Source organism: Halomonas sp. ND22Bw (assembly GCF_003011945.1).
Taxonomy (GTDB): Bacteria; Pseudomonadota; Gammaproteobacteria; order Pseudomonadales; family Halomonadaceae; genus Halomonas; species Halomonas halophila.
Genome location: NZ_PXWD01000002.1, coordinates 346,075 through 363,202, shown reverse-complemented (window position 1 = coordinate 363,202; position 17,128 = coordinate 346,075). Strand labels below are relative to the sequence as shown.

Below are 17,128 nucleotides of genomic sequence, written 5' to 3'. Positions count from 1 at the left end.
GAGAGCCCCGCATGACGTTCTACGTGATTCTCGAGGCCATCATCTCGCTGTTCCTGATCGCCGGCGGGGCCTTCGCCTTCATCGGCTCGCTGGGCATGGCCCACCTGCGCGACTTCTACATGCGCCTGCACGGGCCGACCAAGGCGACCACCATGGGCATCGGCTGCACCCTGGTCGCCTCGATGCTCTACTTCGGCATCGCCGACAGCGAGCCGGTGGTGCAGGAGATCCTGATTGCCCTGTTCCTGTTCATCACCGCCCCGGTGAGCGCCCACCTGCTGGCCAAGACCGGCCTGCACCTGCAGCTCAAGTACGTCGACAAGACCCGCGGGCGCCCCGTGGAGCTGCAGGAGGAAGAGGTCGGCCAGACGCCGGTGCCCCACGGTTCGCCCCCCGACCGCGGCCCCATCACGCTCGAGAAGCGCCCGCCGGGACGCTGAAACGGCCGACGCCTACCGCGGCTCGACACGAACGGGCGGCCCCTTGCGGGGCCGCCCGTTCGTGTTGTGACGGCTGGTGATGGACGGCCTACAGCCAGCCGGCGAGCTCCTGGCGAACGATGGCCTCCAACGCCGCGACGTGATCGTCGCGAGCGTTCAGGCAGGGCACGTAGGTGAAGGTCTCGCCGCCGGCCGCGAGGAAGGCGTCGCGGATCTCCTGCTGGACCTCCTCGAGGGTCTCCACGCAGTCGGCGGAGAAGGCCGGGGAGATCACCGCGATATGCCTGCGCCCCTGGCGAGCCAGCTCGGCGACCCGCTCCACGGTGGCCGGCCCCACCCACTCCTCGGGACCGAACTTGGACTGGAAGGTGGTCTCGATCGCCGCATCGTCGACCCCCAGGCGTTCCTGCAGCAGCCGAGTGGTCTGGCGGCAGTGGCAGTAGTAGGGATCGCCCTCGTCGAGGTAGCGCTTGGGCACGCCGTGATAGGAGGCCACCAGCACCTCCGGGGTCGACTCGGCGGCCGCATAGGCCTCGCGCACCGAGGCGGTGAGCGCCTCGAGGTAGGCCGGATGCCGGTAATAGGCGGGCACGGTGCGGATCGCCGGCTGCCACTTGAGGCGCATCAGGGTGCGGAAGGCCTGGTCGTTGGCGGTGGCGGTGGTCGGCGAGCCGTACTGGGGATAGAGCGGGAAGAACAGGATGCGCTCGCAGCCCCGGGCCTGCAGGCGACGCAGCACGCTGTCGGTGGAGGGATTGCCGTAGCGCATGCAGAAGTCCACCTCGACCTGGTCGCCGTAGGCCGTCTCGAGCCGCTCGCTCAGCTTCTCCGTCTGTTCCCGGGTGATGGTCAGCAGCGGGCTCTCGTCACGCTCCTGGTTCCAGATGCTGCGATAGGCCTTGCCGGAAATGAAGGGGCGCCGGGTCAGGATCACCAGCTGCAGCAGCGGCTGCCACAGCCAGCGCGAATAGTCGACCACGCGACGGTCGGACAGGAACTCGCCGAGGTAGCGGCGCATCGACCAGTAGTCGGTGGCGTCCGGCGTGCCGAGATTGACCAGCACCACACCGACCTTGGCGCGAGGCAGCGCGGGATGTTCCGCTGGCGCATGCCGCAGCCGCCCCTCTCCCGGTGAGTCCCGCTCGGCATCGGATGAGTGCTCTAAGGCTGGCATGGCGCGCGTTCCCCGTGGTCGACATGAGACGAAACTGAATGACCTAGCCTACCATCGCGGGCGTTCGGGCGAAATATCGTTATACTATCGGTTCGATTTGTACAATCTCTGGTGAACCATGTCCCGTCCGCTGATCCTGGTGCTCGGCGACCAGCTCGATGTCGATCTGGCGAGCCTTCGCGAGGCGCCGCCCGAGGCCGTCATCGCCCTGTGCGAGGTCGCCGAGGAAGGCCGCTATGTGCCCCACCACCCCCAGAAGATCGCCCTGATTCTGGCCGCCATGCGTCACTTCGCCGCCGACCTGCGCGACCGCGGCCACCGCGTCCACTACAGCGCCCTGGACGACCCCGACAACGCCCAGACGCTGCTCGACGAGGCCGAGCGACTGGCACGCCTGTACGGCTGCGACGAGATCCGCGCGGTGCGCCCGGGCGAGTGGCGGCTGTGGCAGGCCATGCGCGAACGCCAGGGCAACGCCCTGCCCTGGCGGCTGATCGAGGACGATCGCTTCTACACCACCCCCGACGACTTCGCCGCCTGGGAGCAGGGACGCAAGTCACCGCGCCTGGAGTACTTCTACCGCGAGATGCGTCGCCGCACCGGTCTGCTGATGGAGGACGACGCGCCCGCCGGCGGGAGCTGGAACTACGACCACGACAACCGCGAGCCACTGCCCGAGGGGATCGAGGTGCCCGCCCCGCCCCGCCATCGCCGCGATGACGTGACCCGCGAGGTCATGACGCTGGTGGGAGAACACTTCGGCGACCACTTCGGTGACCTCGCGGGCTTTCACTGGCCGGTGACCCGGCGCCAGGCCCTGGCCGACCTGCGCCACTTCCTCGCCGAACTGCTGTCCGACTTCGGCCGCTACCAGGACGCCATCAGCGACAGCGAGCCCTTCCTGTTCCACTCGCGGCTGTCGGCGGCACTGAACCTCGGCCTGCTCTCGCCACGGGAGCTGTGCGAGGGCGCCGAGCGCGAGTATCGCCAGGGCCGCGCGCCGCTCAACGCGGCGGAGGGCTTCATTCGCCAGATACTGGGCTGGCGGGAATACGTGCGCGGCCTCTACTGGACGCGCATGCCCGACTACAAGCGTGCCAACGCCCTGGGGGCGAACCGCGGGCTGCCGGCCTGCTACTGGACCGGCGACACCGAACTGCGCTGCCTGAAGCGTGCCATCGAGATGACCCGCGACAACGCCTACGCCCACCACATCCAGCGGCTGATGGTCACCGGCAACGTCGCGCTGCTGTGCGACGTGGCGCCGGACGCGCTGTGCGACTGGTACCTGGCGGTCTACGCCGACGCCTGCGAGTGGGTGGAACTGCCCAACACCCTGGGCATGGTGCTGCACGGCGACGGCGGGCTGATGGGCTCCAAGCCCTACTGCGCCTCGGGCAAGTACATCGATCGCATGTCGGACCACTGCCGGCACTGCCGCTTCGATCCCAAACGGGTCGTCGGCGACAACGCCTGCCCGCTCAACAGCCTCTACTGGCGCTTCCTCGAGACCCACCGCGAGGCGCTGTCGGGCAACCACCGCATGAAACTGATCTACGGCTCGCTGGACCGCATGTCGGACGACAAGCGGGCGGCGATGCGCGACCAGGCCGAGGCCTTCCTCGCCGGGCTCGAAACCGAGCCGGCCTACGGTCGAGGCGAGCACCGCGCCGGCTATCACGACGCCACCGACCACGGAGCCCCCTGATGATGCCCCGCCCGCGCTCGACACGTCGCGCCCCCTCGCCTCGTCACGCCGCCTCGCCGGTGACACTCTTCCACGACGGCCACTGCCCCTTCTGCCAGCGTGAAGTCGCCTGGCTGGCGCGCCACCCGCGTCGCGAGCGGGTCAGGTTGGTCGACATCCAGACGACCGACGTCGCCAACGAATGGGGGCGTTCGTTCGAGGTCATGATGGGCCGCCTTCACCTGCGCGACGCCGACGGCACCTGGTTCGTCGGCATGGACGCCAGCCGGGCGCTCTACGCGGTGCTGGGCTATCGTCGCCTGGTGGCGCTGTCGATGCTGCCGGGCCTGGCGTGGGGCGTCGATCGCGGCTATGCCGTCTTCGCCCGCTACCGGGTCGGGCTGGGGCAGCGCTGGCAGGCCTGGACGGGGCGCTCGGATCGCTGAGCGATGGGGGCGACGCCATCGGGCATGGCGAGAACGCGACGGAAACCGGGCTGGCCGGAAAGGCCGGAAGACTCGGGGGAAAACATGCCACCAGTCGGGTCGGGGAGCGCGCTGAGGCGTACGGTGGCAGGTCGGTGGGCCGGCGCGATGCCGGAGGTCGGTGAATGGTGATCGAGGAAAGGCGCGGCTCGCAGGCTAGAACACCAGCGGCATGCGAGAGCTGAGCGCGTCGTGGTAGTTCGCGTCGCGACCGATCATCTCGTCGTGCGCCACGTACTGCACCAGATAGGCACGGTGGATGCCGGCGCGCTTGAGCTCGAGGTAGACGTCGTCGAGGGCGCGGAACAGCATCGGCTTGCCGCGCTGGGTCAGCAGGTGGCGCTGGCCCTCGATGTCTTCCAGTTCGACCTGGTAGACGCGGCTGCCGGCATGGCTGATCACGCGGATCTCGAAGTTGTCGTGCTGGGCCACGAAGGCCTTGAGGTCATTGAAGTCCATGATCCCTCCATCGGGATATCTCAGGATGAATGCTGATACAGTCTCGTCCTGTCGGATGACACGACGATGACGGCACCGTATCGCCCTGAGACCGATGGAGGGCACCGGGGTTCCCGGCGGGAAGCCGCCGAAGGCGGTTACTGGTAGTCGGCGGGATCGATCGCCTTGCCCAGGGAGTTGCGGTCGACCCACTTGCCGGCCTTGGTCTCCTTGTAGCGGAACACCACGCGATCGCCGACCGCGACCGGCAGCTCCGAGTCCTCGGTCTGATAGCTGTAGTCCTCGCCGTCCACCACCAGCTGGTAGCGATAGAGATCCGGCATGCCCAGCCACTCCTTGAACGGCCCTTCGCGTTCCACGGACTGCAATTCGCCGCGCGCCTCGAGCTTCGGGGTGCGCCGCCGATTACCGCGCTGAAATCCGCCTGCCATGGTGCTTCTCCAGTGTGCTGTTCGAGGGGTGGGGATTATACGGCGCCGGCTGCCCCGCTCAAGGGGGTCACTCGCCGAAGGTGTCGCCATAGCTGTCCGGCGCCAGATCCTCGAAGCGGGTGTACTTGCCGATGAACGCCATGTGCACCGTGCCGATCGGCCCGTTACGCTGCTTGCCGATGATGAATTCGGCCAGCCCCTGGTTGTCGGGGTTATCCGGATTGTAGACCTCATCGCGATAGACGAAGCCGATCAGGTCGGCGTCCTGCTCGATGGCGCCCGACTCGCGCAGGTCCGACATCACCGGGCGCTTGTTGGGACGCTGCTCCAGCGAGCGGTTGAGCTGCGACAGCGCCACCACCGGGCAGCCGAATTCCTTCGCCAGACCCTTGAGCGAGCGCGAGATCTCCGAGATCTCGCCGGTGCGGTTCTCGGAGAAACCCGGTACCTGCATCAGCTGCAGGTAATCGATCATGATCATCGCCAGGTTGCCGTGCTCACGCACGATCCGGCGCACCCGCGAGCGCATCTCGTTGGGCGACAGCGCCGCGGTGTCGTCGATGAACAGCTGCTTGTCCTTGAGCAGGTTCACCGCCGAGGTCAGGCGCGGCCAGTCCTCGTCCTCGAGCTGACCCGTCCGCACCCGGGTCTGGTCGATGCGCCCCAGCGACGAGAGCATCCGCAGCATGATCGCTTCGCCCGGCATCTCCATCGAGAACACCACCACCGGCTTGTCGCTGGAGATCACCGCATGCTCGACCAGGTTCATGGCGAAGGTGGTCTTGCCCATGGACGGGCGCCCGGCCACGATCACCAGGTCCGAAGGCTGCAGACCGGAGGTCATGTCGTCCAGGTCGCGGAAGCCGGTCGACAGGCCGGTCATCTCGCCCTGCATGTTGAACATCTCGTCGATGCGATCCACCGCCTTGGCCAGCAGGTCGCTCATGCCGACCGGGCCACCCTCCTTGGGCCGCTCCTCGCTGATCTGGAAGACCAGACGCTCGGCCTCGTTGACCAGCTCGTCGGCGGGCCGCCCCTGGGGGGCGAAGGCGCTCTCGGCGACCTGGTTGGCGGCATGGATCAGCTTGCGCAGGGTGGCCCGCTCGCGAACGATGTCGGCATAGGCGCGGATGTTGCTGGCCGACGGCGTATTGCGTGCCAGCTCCGCCAGGGTGGCCAGGCCGCCCACGGTCTCGAGCTGATCACGCCCCTCCAGCGCCTCGGACAGGGTCACCACGTCCAGCGGCCGCGCCTCCTCGGCCAGCGTCGCCATGACGTTGAAGATCAGGCGATGCTCGTAGCGATAGAAGTCGTTGGCCACCAGCCGGTCGGCCACGCTGTCCCAGGCCTGGTTGTCGAGCATCAGTCCGCCGAGCACCGACTGCTCGGCCTCCAGCGAGTGAGGCGGCACCTTCAGCGCCGCGGTTTCCTGATCGAGCTCGAGGGATTCGTTCATTGGGGCGGGCACCTCCGCAACATGGGCCGGCACATTCTACCTCGAAGGACGCCTGACGCCCCAGCCGGGATAACGTGGCACGGGCAAGCAAAAAAGGGCGCGAGGATTTCTCCTCGCGCCCCTGGCGTCCGCGGGGGAGTCGGGCTTATTCGGCCACGACCACCACGCGCACGGTGGCGTCGACTTCGGCGTGCAGGTGCAGCGCGATGTCGTATTCGCCGGTCTGACGGATCGGACCTTCCGGCATGCGGACTTCGCTCTTCTCTACCTCGATGCCGGCAGAGGAGATGGCGTCGGCCAGGTCGCGCGGACCGATGGAACCGAACAGCTTGCCTTCATCGCCGGCCTTGGCGACCAGGGACAGCTCGATGTCGTTGAGCTGTTCGGCGCGGGCTTCGGCTTCGGCCTTGCGCTCGGCGGCCTGAGCTTCGAGCTCGGCACGCTGGGCCTCGAAGGCTTCGATGTTGTCCTTGGTGGCCGGCACGGCGAGGCCGTAGGGCACCAGGTAGTTGCGGCCATAACCGGGCTTGACGGTGACCTGGTCACCCAGACCGCCCAGCTTGCCAATCTTGTCGAGCAGAATGACTTCCATCTCGTAAACCTCTTGTCAGTCGCTGCGGCCGAGTCGTCCGCGAATATCCGCGAACGCGTCGATCAGGGCCGCAAGCAGCACGATGAGAATCATGGGCCAGGTGGTGATCAGCAGCACATAGAAGGCGACCAGCCACAGCCCGTTCATTCCCTTCAATCCGATAACACCGTGCACCAGCGCGATGCCGGCCACCAGCAACGGCACCCAGAGCATCAGGCCGAGGCCGGGCAGCACCAGCACCGTGCCGATGACGAGAAACGCCATCAGCACCAGCAGCTCGCGGGGCACCAGGCGCAGGGCCTGGAACTCCTCGCGAAAGCCGCCGGGGTTGTAGAGCCCCGCCTGCCAGCTCCTGGCCAGGGCCAGGCAGGCCACCGAGGCCAGCAGCACGATCAGCCCGGTGACGCCGCCGATCAGCATCTCGGCCAGGCGTTCGGTCTCGAGCCCCTGGCGCGAGAGCTCGTCGAGCATCGAGGCGAACTCCGGCGAGCCCTGGCGCAGCTGCTCCAGCAGGGGCCCGGTGCCGCCCGGCGGCACGAAGATGCCCAGCTGGATCATCGCCGCCCCGGCGAGGGCGCCGACGATCAGCGTCTCGCTCCAGCGCAGGCGCGAGCGCAGCACCACCGCCATCAGCGTGACCAGCAGGATGCAGGCCAGCGGGATGACGTCACCCCGGGTCCACCACCAGCCCGCCGGCACGGCGGCGGCGACGATCACCGGGAGCGCCGGTGCCAGGCCGCGGCGCAGTGTGACCAGGCCGGCGATCGCCGCGCCCAGCCAGAACAGCCAGGGGACCAGTGTGGCCGCGGCCGCCCCGGCGACTGCCTGGGGCGTACCGCGCATTATCCAGCGGGCGACGGGCAGCATCACGCTAGTGTCTTACTGGTGGCTATCGGTGTAGGGCAGCAGCGCCAGGTAGCGAGCCCGCTTGATGGCGGTGGACAGCTGACGCTGGTAACGGGCCTTGGTCCCGGTGATGCGGCTGGGAACGATCTTGCCGGTCTCGGTGATGTAGGCCTTGAGGGTGTCCAGATCCTTGTAATCGATCTGCTTCACGCCTTCAGCGGTGAAACGGCAGAACTTGCGGCGACGGAAAAAGCGTGCCATGGGAAAGACTCCTTAGCGTGCGATGTGTGGCTTAGGCGGACTGGGCGGGACGCGACGGCTTCTCGTCACGACGGGCGCGCTTCTCTTCCGCCGGCTTCATCATCGGGGAAGCCTCGGTGACGGCTTCCTTGCAGCGCACGACCAGGCTGCGGATGATGGCGTCGTTGAAGCGGAAGATGTTCTCGATTTCCTCGAGAGTCTCGCCGCGGCACTCGACGTTCATCAGCACGTAGTGAGCCTTGTGGATCTTGTTGATCGGGTAGGCCAGGTGACGGCGACCCCAATCTTCGAGGCGATGCACGGTACCGCCGTTCTCGGTGACGATGCTGGTGTAGCGCTCGACCATCGCCGGAACCTGCTCGCTCTGGTCCGGGTGGACCATGAACACGACTTCGTAATGACGCATGGGTTCTCCTTGCGGTTTGGCAGCTTCCAGAGAGGCGTGAGGCCCCAGGGGAAGCAAGGAGGTGATTATCGAAATACACGATGCCCGTTCGTCGGACGAACGGGCGCCAGTATTCTAAAGAGTGCGCGCCAGGTGCGCAAGCGCGAAGCCAGCATGCCCCTCAGACATGGGGGCAAGGGTCCTCTTCCAGCTTAAGCTTATGGCTTCAAGCTTCTTTGCCGGACCGCCTCGAACAGGCCGATGCCGGTTGCCACCGAAACGTTGAGGCTCGAGACGCTGCCGGCCATGGGCAGCTTGACCAGCTGGTCGCAGGCCTCGCGGGTCAGCCGGCGCATGCCCTTGCCCTCGGCGCCCATCACCAGCGCCGTGGGCCCGGCCAGATCGGCCTCGAACAGACTCGCCTCGGCCTCGCCGGCGGTGCCGGTGATCCACACGCCGAGCGCCTTGAGCTTGCCCAGCGCACGAGCCAGGTTGGTGACCTGATAGACCGGCACGCTCTCGGCGGCGCCACAGGCCACCTTGCGCACCGTGGCGTTGAGCGGCGCCGACTTGTCCTTGGGCACCACCACGCCGTGGGCACCGGCGGCGTCGGCGCTGCGCAGGCAGGCGCCGAAGTTGTGCACGTCGGTCACCCCGTCGAGCACCAGCAGCAGCGGCGCCTCGGCGTTCGACCAGCCCTGTAGGCGATGCCACAGCGCGGCTTCGGCCTCGAAGGCCAGCGGCGGGCAGAAGGCCACGATGCCTTGATGGGCGGCCCCCTGGGCGAGGCGATCCAGGTCGTCGCGGGGATGGGCACTGACCCGGGCGCCGCGTACCCGAGCCTGATCGACCAGCTCGGCGAGACGGCCACCGGCCTCCCCTTCCTGCAGCCACACCTCGCGCGGGGCTTCTCCCCGATCGAGCAGCGCCCGCACCGCGTGCACGCCGTAGACGGCATCCAGGCCGTTCGGCATCTTGGGCCCGCGGCGCGGCGCGGGCTTGTTCTTCGCTTTCATCGACATCTCGGTTTTTCTCGACATCCCGGCATCGACCTCAGCGACGACGCGGACCGCGGCGGCGACGCTTGTTGCCGCCGCTCTTCTCGCCGTCGCCCGAGGACTGGCCCTGGGCGCCGCCCTGACCACTACCCTTGCCCTGCGAGCCTCCGCGCTTGCGCGACTTGCGCTGCGGCCTGGGCTGGTCGTCGGCCAGCTCGAAGTCGATCTTGCGATCGTCCAGGTCGACCCGTGCCACCTGCACCGAAACGCCGTCGCCGAGGCGATAGCTCATGCCGCTGCGCTCGCCCTTGAGGCGATGCTTCTCGGCCTCGTAGTGATAGTAGTCGGAGGGCAGCGAGGTGACGTGCACCAGGCCCTCGACGAAGAACTCGTCGAGGCGCACGAAGATGCCGAACTGAGTCACCGAGGCGATGGTGCCGCTGTAGACCTCGCCGAGCTTGTCGGACATGAACTCGCACTTCAGCCAGCTCTCGACGTCGCGGGTGGCGTCATCGGCGCGGCGCTCGGTCATCGAGCAGTGCTCGCCCAGTTCGAGCATCTGCTCGAAGGTATAGGGGCACCACTTGCTCGGCGGCTCCACCGGTGCGCCCTCCTCGCGCAGCACGGTCGCGGTCTGGCGCGGCCCGCGGATCACCGAGCGGATCGCCCGGTGCACGAGCAGGTCGGGGTAGCGACGGATCGGCGAGGTGAAGTGGGCATAGGCCGGATAGGCCAGGCCGAAGTGCCCCTCGTTCTGGGGCGAGTAGACCGCCTGGCTCATGGAGCGCAGCATCACCGTCTGGATGATGTCGGCGTCCTCGCGGCCGCGGATGGTCTCGGCCAGGGTCTGGTAGTCCTGGGGCGTGGGCTCGTCGCCACCGGGCAGCGACAGACCCAGCTCGTTGAGGAACAGCCGCAGCTTGTCGAGACGCTCCGGCGAGGGCCGCTCGTGGATGCGATACAGCGCCGGCAGGTCGTGCTTGTCGAGGAAGCGCGCGGTGGCAACGTTGGCCGCCAGCATGCACTCCTCGATGATCTTGTGCGCGTCGTTGCGCGAACGCGGCACGATCTTCTCGATCTTGCGCTCGTCGTTGAAGACGATCGCCGTCTCGGTGGTCTCGAAGTCGATGGCGCCGCGCTCGTCGCGGGCACCGCGCAGCACCTTGTAGAGGGAGTGCAGGTCGTTCAGCGGCTTGACCAGCTCGCTGTACTGCTCACGCAGCGCGTCGCCCTGCTCGTCCTCGTCGTCGAGGATCGAGGCGACCTTGTTGTAGGTCAGGCGCGCGTGGGAACGGAACACCGCCTCGTAGAAACGATAGCGGCTGATGGCGCCCTTCTGGGAGATGTTCATCTCACAGACCATCGCCAGGCGGTCGACGTCCGGGTTCAGCGAGCACAGGCCGTTGGACAGCAGCTCCGGCAGCATCGGCACGACCTGCCCCGGGAAATACACCGAGTTGCCGCGGCTGATCGCCTCCTGATCCAACGGGCTGCCAGGACGCACGTAGTGGGAGACGTCGGCGATGGCCACCAGCAGCTTCCAGCTGCCGGACTTGGTCTGCCAGGCGCAGACGGCGTCGTCGAAGTCGCGGGCGGACTCGTCGTCGATGGTCACCAGCGGCAGGTGGCGCAGGTCGACGCGGTGCGCCTTGTCGTCCTCGGCCACCTCGGCGGACATGCCGGCGATCTGGTCCTGCACCTCCGGCGGAAACTCGGACGGGATCTCGTAGCTGCGGATGGCGATGTCGATCTCCATCCCCGGATCCATCCGCTCGCCCATCACCTCGGTGACATGGCCCACCGGCTGCACGCGGGTGGCCGGCTGCTTGACGATGTCGGCCGAGATCACCTGGCCGTCGCGGGCGCCGCCGTTGGCGTTATGCGGAATGATGATTTCCTGGGCGATGCGCGGATTCTCGGGAATCAGCACGCCGAACTCGGGGGTGTTCTCGCGATAGACGCCGACGATGTTCTGGGTATTGCGCGCCAGCACCTCGACGATGGTGGCCTCGTCGCGGCCGCGGCGGTCGCGGCCGCTGATGCGCACCAGCACGTGGTCGTTATGGAACACGCGGCGCATCTGGCGCGGCGGCAGCACCAGGTCGGGCTTCTTGCCGTCATCGCGCAGCAGGAAGCCGATGCCGTCGCGGTGGCCGAGTACCCGGCCCTTGATCAGGTCGAGCTTGTCGATCAGCGCATAGGCGCCGCGGCGATTGCGCAGCACCTGGCCGTCGCGCTCCATGGCCGACAGGCGACGGCGCACGGCCTCCTGCAGATCCTCGTCCTCGAGGCCCAGCATCTCGCTCATGGCCTCGTGGGTGATCGGCTTGCCGTATTCCTCGAGCCGCGCCAGCAGGTATTCGCGGCTGGGCGCCGGCTTGTCGTACTTGTGGGCCTCGCGGCTGGCGTGCAGATCGTCGCTGAGCGTCCAGTGATTCATGCGGAGAGCATCCTTGGCAGGGTCGGGGACGACGTAAGGAGGGTGGCGCTCACGCGCCGCGGGCATGCAGTGATGCAATATGGGTCTCTTGTCATGGCGGCAGTATAGCGTTGCGCAAGGGCGCACCCAACCATGTGCCGGCCGATAAAGGGACCGGAGACGCAAAAAAAGCCACCTGCCGACACACGAGGGGTTGCATCACCGAAAATTTACGGTAATATACGCGCCACTTGCCCAGATGGCGGAATTGGTAGACGCGCTAGCTTCAGGTGCTAGTGTCCTTACGGACGTGGAGGTTCAAGTCCTCTTCTGGGCACCAATTCGATACACTGTCAGCAGCATCGTCAGGTATCACGCTCTTTAAAAGCTCGATTCGCTCGTGTTTCGCCCAGGTGGCGGAATTGGTAGACGCGCTAGCTTCAGGTGCTAGTGTCCTTACGGACGTGGAGGTTCAAGTCCTCTCCTGGGCACCATTTCGCGTTATGCAGACAAGAGCCGTACTTCGAGGACATATCCTCGATCCCCCACATCGCTATATCGTCTTATATCTCCGGCCGCACACGTTGCGGTTTTTTGCGTTTCTGGCGCCGGAAACCGACGATGCACTCATCCTCCCTGCCCGCTCCCCTGCTGCGCCATCGATGACGGCTCGCCTCGCTCAGTCGAAGCGTCCCGGCAGATCGGCGACCGCCTCGAGTCCCCAGCCTCGGGTATCCACCCGCCCTTCCAGCTCGCGCTCGACGGCTTCCGGGAGATCCGGGAAGAAATCCAGCCCGGTCAGCGTCTCGATGCGATCGATGCTGACCACGAAGCGATCCAGCGGCTCGTCGCCACGCACGCCCTGCGGCATCACGAAGGCCAGCGCACGAGGATGCTCCCCCGGCACCACCAGGATCTTGTAGAAGGCCACGGGCACCTCCACCAGGCCGACCCGATTCAACATGCCCTGGGTGAACTCCGACGCGAAGATCGGCCCGGTAATGACCTGCAGGGTGCCATACTGCGGCACGAAGCGGTCGATCACGACTTCTTCCAGGCGCTGCCAGAGCCGGCGGTTCAGATCCGGCCGCTGAGGCGCCATGTTGCTCATCAGGAAGGTATCATGCTGGGCGGACGGACCATGCACCCGGGCGATGGCGTAGTTCGGCGCCAGATGGCCGCGGTCATAGCCGCTACGCAGATAGCTGTCCGGGGTGACGGGCCAGAGCGTTCGCCAGTCGCGACGGAATCCCGGGCGATCGCCGACCTCCGCCACGCGATCGGCGTACAGCACGTAGCTGGCCCACAGCGGGCTGACCCGCACGTCCGACCAGCCCACCAGGAAGCCGTCGTTGCGCAGCACGCGATGAACGCTCAGCGGCGTCAGCCGCTCCCAGGTCGGCACGCCCATCCAGCTGAGGCGCTCGCGCACCTCGCGTTCTTCCATGTACCACAGCCCGCTGCCCACCGCCGCGAACAGCGCGGCGATGCCCAGGCGGCGCAGCGAGCCGCGCCATGAAGGCAGGCGAAGGAGGCGTTGCAGCACCGGCGGGCCTTACCAGCCCAGCGCGAACATGGTCTCGAGATCGTGGCGCGAGTGCACCTGCAGGGCATTGAGGGTCTCGGTCTCGCGGATGCCCTCGACGTCGTTGAGACGCCCGGTCACCAGCTCCGCCAGCCCCTCGAAGTCGCGGGTCCGGGCGATGGCGACCAGGTCGTAGCGCCCGCAGGTGGAGAAGACCTCGCTGATGCCTTCCACCTCGGCCAGACGCTCGGCCACGGACTTGACCTGCCCCTTCTCGGTATTGATCAGGATGACGGCATTCTGCATGGGGCAATCTCCCTCGAATAGCGGGTTCACGGCGGCGAGTATAACAGCGTCCTCGCCCGACGGGGGCCCCGGCACTTCCCGAGCGCTCGTCGCCCTTCCCGGGCTCGGCTACGCTGAATGAGCCGATCCCGCCTGCCGCACGCGCGCCACAGGCGGGAACGAGACGCCAAGAGCCGGCTCACCGGCCGCCGAGCGTGACATCAACCGTGACCCTCAGGAGGAACCCTCATGGCCAACCCCAGCCGTCGCGACTTCATGCGCCACAGCCTGCTGGGCCTCGCCGCCCTGCCACTGGGTATCGGCGTGCTGTCGACGCGCAGCTTCGCCCAGGATCTGCCACCGCTGGACCCCGAGAGCGACCAGGCCAAGGCCCTGAACTACGTCGAGATCGCCGCCGACGCCAGCGATCATCCGGCCTACGCCGAAGGCGAGACCTGCGCCAACTGCATGTTCTACCAGGCCGATACCCAGGGCTGCCAGCTGTTCCCGCAGAACAGCGTCGCCCCGGGCGGCTGGTGCCAGTCCTGGACCGCCCAGGCCTGACCACCGCCCATCTCGCCTCCAACCGGCCCATCCCAAGCACCAGCGGCCCATCCCAAGCACCAGCGGCCCGCCTCGAGGAGGCGGGCCGGATCACGTGAGCCGGGTTCGGACCTGCCTCAGTGGACCGCCCAGGCCTGACCACCGCCCATCTCGCCTCCAACCGGCCCATCCCAAGCACCAGCGGCCCGCCTCGAGGGGGCGGGCCGGATCACGTGAGCCGGGTTCGGACCTGCCTCAGGCGTCCTTCTGCTCGTCCTCCGGCAGCGGCCAGTGATAGCGACGCACCACCTCGTCGTCCTCCAGAGACTCGAGTTTCACCGGGAACCCCCACAGCTGGTGCAGGTGGCGCATCACCGGATAGACGCTGCGCGCCAGCGGGCGACGGTTGTCCTGCACGTGGCGCAGCGTCAGCGAGCGGTCGCCGCGGATGTCCGCCGACCAGACCTGGATGTTGGGCTCGCGCACCGAGAGCGCATACTGCACGGCCAGGCCATCACGGATGCGCTGATAGCCACGGTCGTCATGGATGGCGGTGACCTCGAGCATCTCGTCACGGTCGTCGTCGAGCACCATGAACAGCTTCAGATCGCGAATCACCTTGGGCGAGAGGTACTGCTGGATGAAGGACTCGTCCTTGAAGTTGCGCATGGCGAAGTGCAGCGTCTCGAGCCAGTCGCTGCCGGCGATCTCGGGGAACCAGCGCCGATCCTCGTCGGTGGGGTGCTCACAGATCCGCCGCAGGTCGGTGAACATGGCGAAGCCCAGGGCGTAGGGATTGATGCCGCTGTAGTGGGGGCTGTCGAAGGCCGGCTGATGGACCACCGAGGTATGGGACTGCAGGAACTCCAGGATCAGCCCCTCGTCCACCAGGCCGTCGTCGTAGAGGCGATTCATCAGGGTGTAGTGCCAGAAGGTCGCCCAGCCCTCGTTCATCACCTGGGTCTGGCGCTGGGGATAGAAGTACTGGGCGAGCTTGCGCACGATGCGCACCACCTCCCGCTGCCAGGGCGCCAGCAGCGGCGCATTCTTCTCGATGAAGTAGAGCAGGTTCTCCTGGGGCTCGGGAGGGTAGCGCCCGCCGGCGTGCAGGCCGAGCGGATCCTCCGCATCGCCGCCCTCCTGATGCCCCTCCTCGCTCGGCCGCCCGGGAATGGTGCTCCACAGGGTGTTGACCTGGGCCTGCAGGTAGTCGGAGCGCTCCTGCTGGCGCCGGGCCTCCTCCTCGGCGGAGATCGGCGAGGGCCGCTTGTAGCGGTCGACGCCGTAGTTCTGCAGGGCATGGCAGGCGTCGAGCAGCTGCTCGACCGCGGTCACGCCGTGTCGCTCCTCGCACTCGGCGAGGTAGCGCCGGGCGAACAGCAGGTAATCGACGATGGAACCGGCGTCGGTCCAGGTGCGGAACAGGTAGTTGCCCTTGAAGAAGGAGTTGTGGCCGTAGCAGGCGTGGGCCATCACCAGCACCTGCATCATCAGGGTGTTCTCCTCCATCAGGTAGGCGATGCAGGGATCGGAGTTGATGACCAGCTCGTAGGCCAGTCCCATCTGGCCACGCCGGTAGGCCTGCTCCACGGCCAGGAACTGCTTGCCGAAGGACCAGTGATGATAGCCCACCGGCATGCCCACGCTGGCGTAGGCGTCCATCATCTGCTCGGTGGTGATGATCTCGATCTGATTGGGATAGGTGTCCAGCCGATACTCGTCGGCCAGCCGGGCGATCTCCGTCTCGAACCGCTCCAGGACCTCGAAGTTCCAGTCGGAGCCGCTGGCGATGGGCTTGCGTTCGGTCATGCTGCCTCCTTGGCCTCGCCTCAGGACTGGACCGTGCGGCGCCGGAACAGCTCGCGGAACACCGGATAGATGTCGCCGGCCTCGACGATCTGCCGCATGGCGAAGCGCTCGGGATACTCGGCCTCGACCTTCTCGTACTCTTCCCACAGGGCCTGATGCGCGTGCGGCGTGATCTCCACGTAGGTGAAGTACTGCAGCCGCGGCATCAGGGTATTGGCCAGCTGGTCGCGGCAGGTCAGGGAGTCGTCGTCCCAGTTGTCGCCGTCCGAGGCCTGGGCCACGTAGAGGTTCCACTGGGTCGGCGGGTAGCGATCGGTGATGATCTCGTCGACCAGGGTCAGGGCGCTGGAGACGATGGTGCCGCCGGTCTCCCGGGAATAGAAGAACTCCTCCTCGTCGACCTCCTTGGCGGCGGTGTGGTGGCGCACGAAGACCAGCTCGACCTTCTCGTAGTTGCGTTCCAGGAACAGGTAGAGCAGCAGGAAGAAGCGCTTGGCGATGTCCTTGTGGGCCTGGGTCATGGAGCCCGAGACGTCCATCACGCAGAACATCACCGCCTTGCTCGACGGCTGGGGCTGGTTGACCAGATTGTTGTAGCGCAGGTCATAGGTATCGATGAACGGCACCGCCTCGAGACGCTTCTCGAGCCGCTCGACCTCGGCCTTGAGCTCGGCGATGCGGGCCGGATTGCGCAGCACCGGATCCTTGCGTTCCTCGGCCTCCAGCGCCTCCTGGGCCTCACGCAGGGCCCGGCGAATCGGCCCGCGCATGGCGATGCGCCGGGCATGGGCCTCGCGCATCGAGCGCACGATGTTGATGCGGGCCGGCACCCCGTCACGGGTGAAGCCGGCCCGCACCGGGCGCACCTCGTCGAGGTCGACCAGGTTCTTGCGCTCCAGGTGCGGCAGCTCCAGGCCGTCGAACACGAAGTCCAGGAACTCCTCGCGGGACAGGGTGAAGGCGAACTCGTCCATGCCCTCGCCCTGGTTGGAGGCGCTGCCCTCGCCGGATCCGCCGCCGCCTCCCCCGCCGGGGCGACGCAGACGATCGCCCTCGACGAATTCCTTGTTGCCGGGGGCGATGATCGAGCGCTTGCCGCCGGACCCGTGCTGGAACACCGGCTCGGAGATGTCCCGGGCGGGAATCGACACCTTCTCGCCGCGCTCCATGTCGGTAATGGAGCGGCGATTGACCGCCTCCTCGACGGACCGCTTGATATGGGTGCGATAGCGATCGAGGAAGCGCTGACGATTGACCGCACTCTTGTGCCTGGCATTGGCACGGCGGTCGATGAAGTAGGTCATGCGGACCTCCTGGGCTGCCCTGCGTCCTC

General features: G+C 67.1%; 18 protein-coding genes and 2 tRNA genes. 6 read left to right on the top strand and 14 right to left on the bottom strand.

All coding sequences use genetic code 11. From position 1 onward, the window contains the following. The first annotated feature begins 11 nt into the window (after positions 1 to 11). Positions 12 to 440, top strand: a complete 429-nt coding sequence (locus CVH10_RS04550; protein WP_035596652.1) for a Na+/H+ antiporter subunit G — start codon at positions 12 to 14, stop codon at positions 438 to 440. 88 nt (positions 441 to 528) lie between these two features. On the opposite strand, the gene hemH is transcribed toward CVH10_RS04550, so the two are convergent. Then, a complete protein-coding gene (gene hemH, locus CVH10_RS04545) occupies positions 529 to 1,614 on the bottom strand; it encodes a ferrochelatase (RefSeq protein WP_035596654.1) in 1,086 nt (361 codons plus the stop codon). A 118-nt stretch (positions 1,615 to 1,732) separates the two neighbouring features. Between hemH and CVH10_RS04540 the strand changes: the two genes are divergently transcribed. Together CVH10_RS04540 and CVH10_RS04535 are read left to right on the top strand one after the other, a co-directional pair. Continuing rightward, positions 1,733 to 3,322 carry a cryptochrome/photolyase family protein gene (locus CVH10_RS04540; protein ID WP_106487930.1) on the top strand — a complete coding sequence of 530 codons (1,590 nt, stop codon included), beginning with the start codon at positions 1,733 to 1,735 and terminating at the stop codon, positions 3,320 to 3,322. Further along, positions 3,322 to 3,747: a thiol-disulfide oxidoreductase DCC family protein gene (locus tag CVH10_RS04535; RefSeq protein ID WP_369335723.1), complete on the top strand. Its 426-nt coding sequence runs from the start codon at positions 3,322 to 3,324 to the stop codon at positions 3,745 to 3,747. Before CVH10_RS04540 ends, CVH10_RS04535 begins: the two co-directional genes overlap by 1 nt. 195 nt (positions 3,748 to 3,942) lie before the next feature. Here the strand turns inward: CVH10_RS04535 and CVH10_RS04530 are convergent, their stop codons facing one another. The 9 genes from CVH10_RS04530 to rnr all read right to left on the bottom strand — a co-directional run bounded on the left by CVH10_RS04530 (position 3,943) and on the right by rnr (position 11,654). Further along, positions 3,943 to 4,245: a DUF6482 family protein gene (locus CVH10_RS04530; protein ID WP_035596658.1), complete on the bottom strand. Its 303-nt coding sequence runs from the start codon at positions 4,243 to 4,245 to the stop codon at positions 3,943 to 3,945. A gap of 137 nt (positions 4,246 to 4,382) precedes the next feature. After that, complete coding sequence (locus CVH10_RS04525; RefSeq protein WP_035596660.1) at positions 4,383 to 4,676, bottom strand: hypothetical protein; 294 nt, start codon at positions 4,674 to 4,676, stop codon at positions 4,383 to 4,385. 67 nt (positions 4,677 to 4,743) lie between these two features. After that, a complete protein-coding gene (gene dnaB / locus CVH10_RS04520; protein WP_035596663.1) occupies positions 4,744 to 6,132 on the bottom strand; it encodes a replicative DNA helicase in 1,389 nt (462 codons plus the stop codon). A gap of 145 nt (positions 6,133 to 6,277) precedes the next feature. After that, positions 6,278 to 6,724, bottom strand: a complete 447-nt coding sequence (gene rplI / locus CVH10_RS04515; RefSeq protein ID WP_035596666.1) for a 50S ribosomal protein L9 — start codon at positions 6,722 to 6,724, stop codon at positions 6,278 to 6,280. 15 nt (positions 6,725 to 6,739) lie between these two features. After that, positions 6,740 to 7,591: a hypothetical protein gene (locus tag CVH10_RS04510; protein WP_106487929.1), complete on the bottom strand. Its 852-nt coding sequence runs from the start codon at positions 7,589 to 7,591 to the stop codon at positions 6,740 to 6,742. 12 nt (positions 7,592 to 7,603) lie between these two features. Next, positions 7,604 to 7,831 carry a 30S ribosomal protein S18 gene (gene rpsR / locus CVH10_RS04505; protein WP_016853668.1) on the bottom strand — a complete coding sequence of 76 codons (228 nt, stop codon included), beginning with the start codon at positions 7,829 to 7,831 and terminating at the stop codon, positions 7,604 to 7,606. Positions 7,832 to 7,862: 31 nt separating this feature from the next. Then, positions 7,863 to 8,237: a 30S ribosomal protein S6 gene (gene rpsF, locus CVH10_RS04500; RefSeq protein ID WP_016853667.1), complete on the bottom strand. Its 375-nt coding sequence runs from the start codon at positions 8,235 to 8,237 to the stop codon at positions 7,863 to 7,865. A gap of 197 nt (positions 8,238 to 8,434) precedes the next feature. Next, the gene (gene rlmB, locus CVH10_RS04495) at positions 8,435 to 9,232 is read right to left on the bottom strand and encodes a 23S rRNA (guanosine(2251)-2'-O)-methyltransferase RlmB (RefSeq protein WP_106487928.1); all 798 of its coding nucleotides are present in this window, start codon (positions 9,230 to 9,232) and stop codon (positions 8,435 to 8,437) included. Between the two features lie 37 nt (positions 9,233 to 9,269). Continuing rightward, entirely contained in the window at positions 9,270 to 11,654 is a 2,385-nt protein-coding gene (gene rnr / locus CVH10_RS04490) for a ribonuclease R (protein ID WP_106487927.1), read from the bottom strand. A 232-nt stretch (positions 11,655 to 11,886) separates the two neighbouring features. Between rnr and CVH10_RS04485 the strand changes: the two genes are divergently transcribed. Both CVH10_RS04485 and CVH10_RS04480 read left to right on the top strand, forming a co-directional pair. After that, positions 11,887 to 11,973, top strand: a tRNA-Leu gene (locus CVH10_RS04485). A 67-nt stretch (positions 11,974 to 12,040) separates the two neighbouring features. Beyond that, positions 12,041 to 12,127 (top strand) — tRNA-Leu (locus CVH10_RS04480). A gap of 185 nt (positions 12,128 to 12,312) precedes the next feature. Here CVH10_RS04480 and CVH10_RS04475 read toward each other — a convergent pair. After that, positions 12,313 to 13,080, bottom strand: a complete 768-nt coding sequence (locus CVH10_RS04475) for a DNA/RNA non-specific endonuclease (RefSeq protein WP_235207466.1) — start codon at positions 13,078 to 13,080, stop codon at positions 12,313 to 12,315. Between the two features lie 108 nt (positions 13,081 to 13,188). After that, entirely contained in the window at positions 13,189 to 13,464 is a 276-nt protein-coding gene (locus tag CVH10_RS04470) for an Lrp/AsnC family transcriptional regulator (RefSeq protein ID WP_016853663.1), read from the bottom strand. 228 nt (positions 13,465 to 13,692) lie between these two features. Here CVH10_RS04470 and CVH10_RS04465 point away from each other — a divergent pair, with 228 nt between their 5' ends. Beyond that, on the top strand, positions 13,693 to 14,007 hold the full coding sequence (locus CVH10_RS04465) for a high-potential iron-sulfur protein (protein WP_035597428.1): 315 nt from the start codon (positions 13,693 to 13,695) through the stop codon (positions 14,005 to 14,007). Positions 14,008 to 14,241: 234 nt separating this feature from the next. Here the strand turns inward: CVH10_RS04465 and CVH10_RS04460 are convergent, their stop codons facing one another. Together CVH10_RS04460 and CVH10_RS04455 are read right to left on the bottom strand one after the other, a co-directional pair. Continuing rightward, the gene (locus tag CVH10_RS04460; protein WP_035597430.1) at positions 14,242 to 15,795 is read right to left on the bottom strand and encodes a SpoVR family protein; all 1,554 of its coding nucleotides are present in this window, start codon (positions 15,793 to 15,795) and stop codon (positions 14,242 to 14,244) included. A 20-nt stretch (positions 15,796 to 15,815) separates the two neighbouring features. After that, positions 15,816 to 17,099 carry a YeaH/YhbH family protein gene (locus tag CVH10_RS04455; protein WP_035597439.1) on the bottom strand — a complete coding sequence of 428 codons (1,284 nt, stop codon included), beginning with the start codon at positions 17,097 to 17,099 and terminating at the stop codon, positions 15,816 to 15,818. Between the last annotated feature and the right edge of the window lie 29 nt (positions 17,100 to 17,128).

Coding starts and splice junctions, on each gene's coding strand:
- CVH10_RS04550 (WP_035596652.1), top strand. CDS start 12: ATGACGTTCTACGTGATTCTCGAGGCCATCATCTCGCTGTTCCTGATC.
- hemH (WP_035596654.1), bottom strand. CDS start 1,614: ATGCCAGCCTTAGAGCACTCATCCGATGCCGAGCGGGACTCACCGGGA.
- CVH10_RS04540 (WP_106487930.1), top strand. CDS start 1,733: ATGTCCCGTCCGCTGATCCTGGTGCTCGGCGACCAGCTCGATGTCGAT.
- CVH10_RS04535 (WP_369335723.1), top strand. CDS start 3,322: ATGATGCCCCGCCCGCGCTCGACACGTCGCGCCCCCTCGCCTCGTCAC.
- CVH10_RS04530 (WP_035596658.1), bottom strand. CDS start 4,245: ATGGACTTCAATGACCTCAAGGCCTTCGTGGCCCAGCACGACAACTTC.
- CVH10_RS04525 (WP_035596660.1), bottom strand. CDS start 4,676: ATGGCAGGCGGATTTCAGCGCGGTAATCGGCGGCGCACCCCGAAGCTC.
- dnaB (WP_035596663.1), bottom strand. CDS start 6,132: ATGAACGAATCCCTCGAGCTCGATCAGGAAACCGCGGCGCTGAAGGTG.
- rplI (WP_035596666.1), bottom strand. CDS start 6,724: ATGGAAGTCATTCTGCTCGACAAGATTGGCAAGCTGGGCGGTCTGGGT.
- CVH10_RS04510 (WP_106487929.1), bottom strand. CDS start 7,591: ATGCTGCCCGTCGCCCGCTGGATAATGCGCGGTACGCCCCAGGCAGTC.
- rpsR (WP_016853668.1), bottom strand. CDS start 7,831: ATGGCACGCTTTTTCCGTCGCCGCAAGTTCTGCCGTTTCACCGCTGAA.
- rpsF (WP_016853667.1), bottom strand. CDS start 8,237: ATGCGTCATTACGAAGTCGTGTTCATGGTCCACCCGGACCAGAGCGAG.
- rlmB (WP_106487928.1), bottom strand. CDS start 9,232: ATGAAAGCGAAGAACAAGCCCGCGCCGCGCCGCGGGCCCAAGATGCCG.
- rnr (WP_106487927.1), bottom strand. CDS start 11,654: ATGAATCACTGGACGCTCAGCGACGATCTGCACGCCAGCCGCGAGGCC.
- CVH10_RS04475 (WP_235207466.1), bottom strand. CDS start 13,080: ATGGAAGAACGCGAGGTGCGCGAGCGCCTCAGCTGGATGGGCGTGCCG.
- CVH10_RS04470 (WP_016853663.1), bottom strand. CDS start 13,464: ATGCAGAATGCCGTCATCCTGATCAATACCGAGAAGGGGCAGGTCAAG.
- CVH10_RS04465 (WP_035597428.1), top strand. CDS start 13,693: ATGGCCAACCCCAGCCGTCGCGACTTCATGCGCCACAGCCTGCTGGGC.
- CVH10_RS04460 (WP_035597430.1), bottom strand. CDS start 15,795: ATGACCGAACGCAAGCCCATCGCCAGCGGCTCCGACTGGAACTTCGAG.
- CVH10_RS04455 (WP_035597439.1), bottom strand. CDS start 17,099: ATGACCTACTTCATCGACCGCCGTGCCAATGCCAGGCACAAGAGTGCG.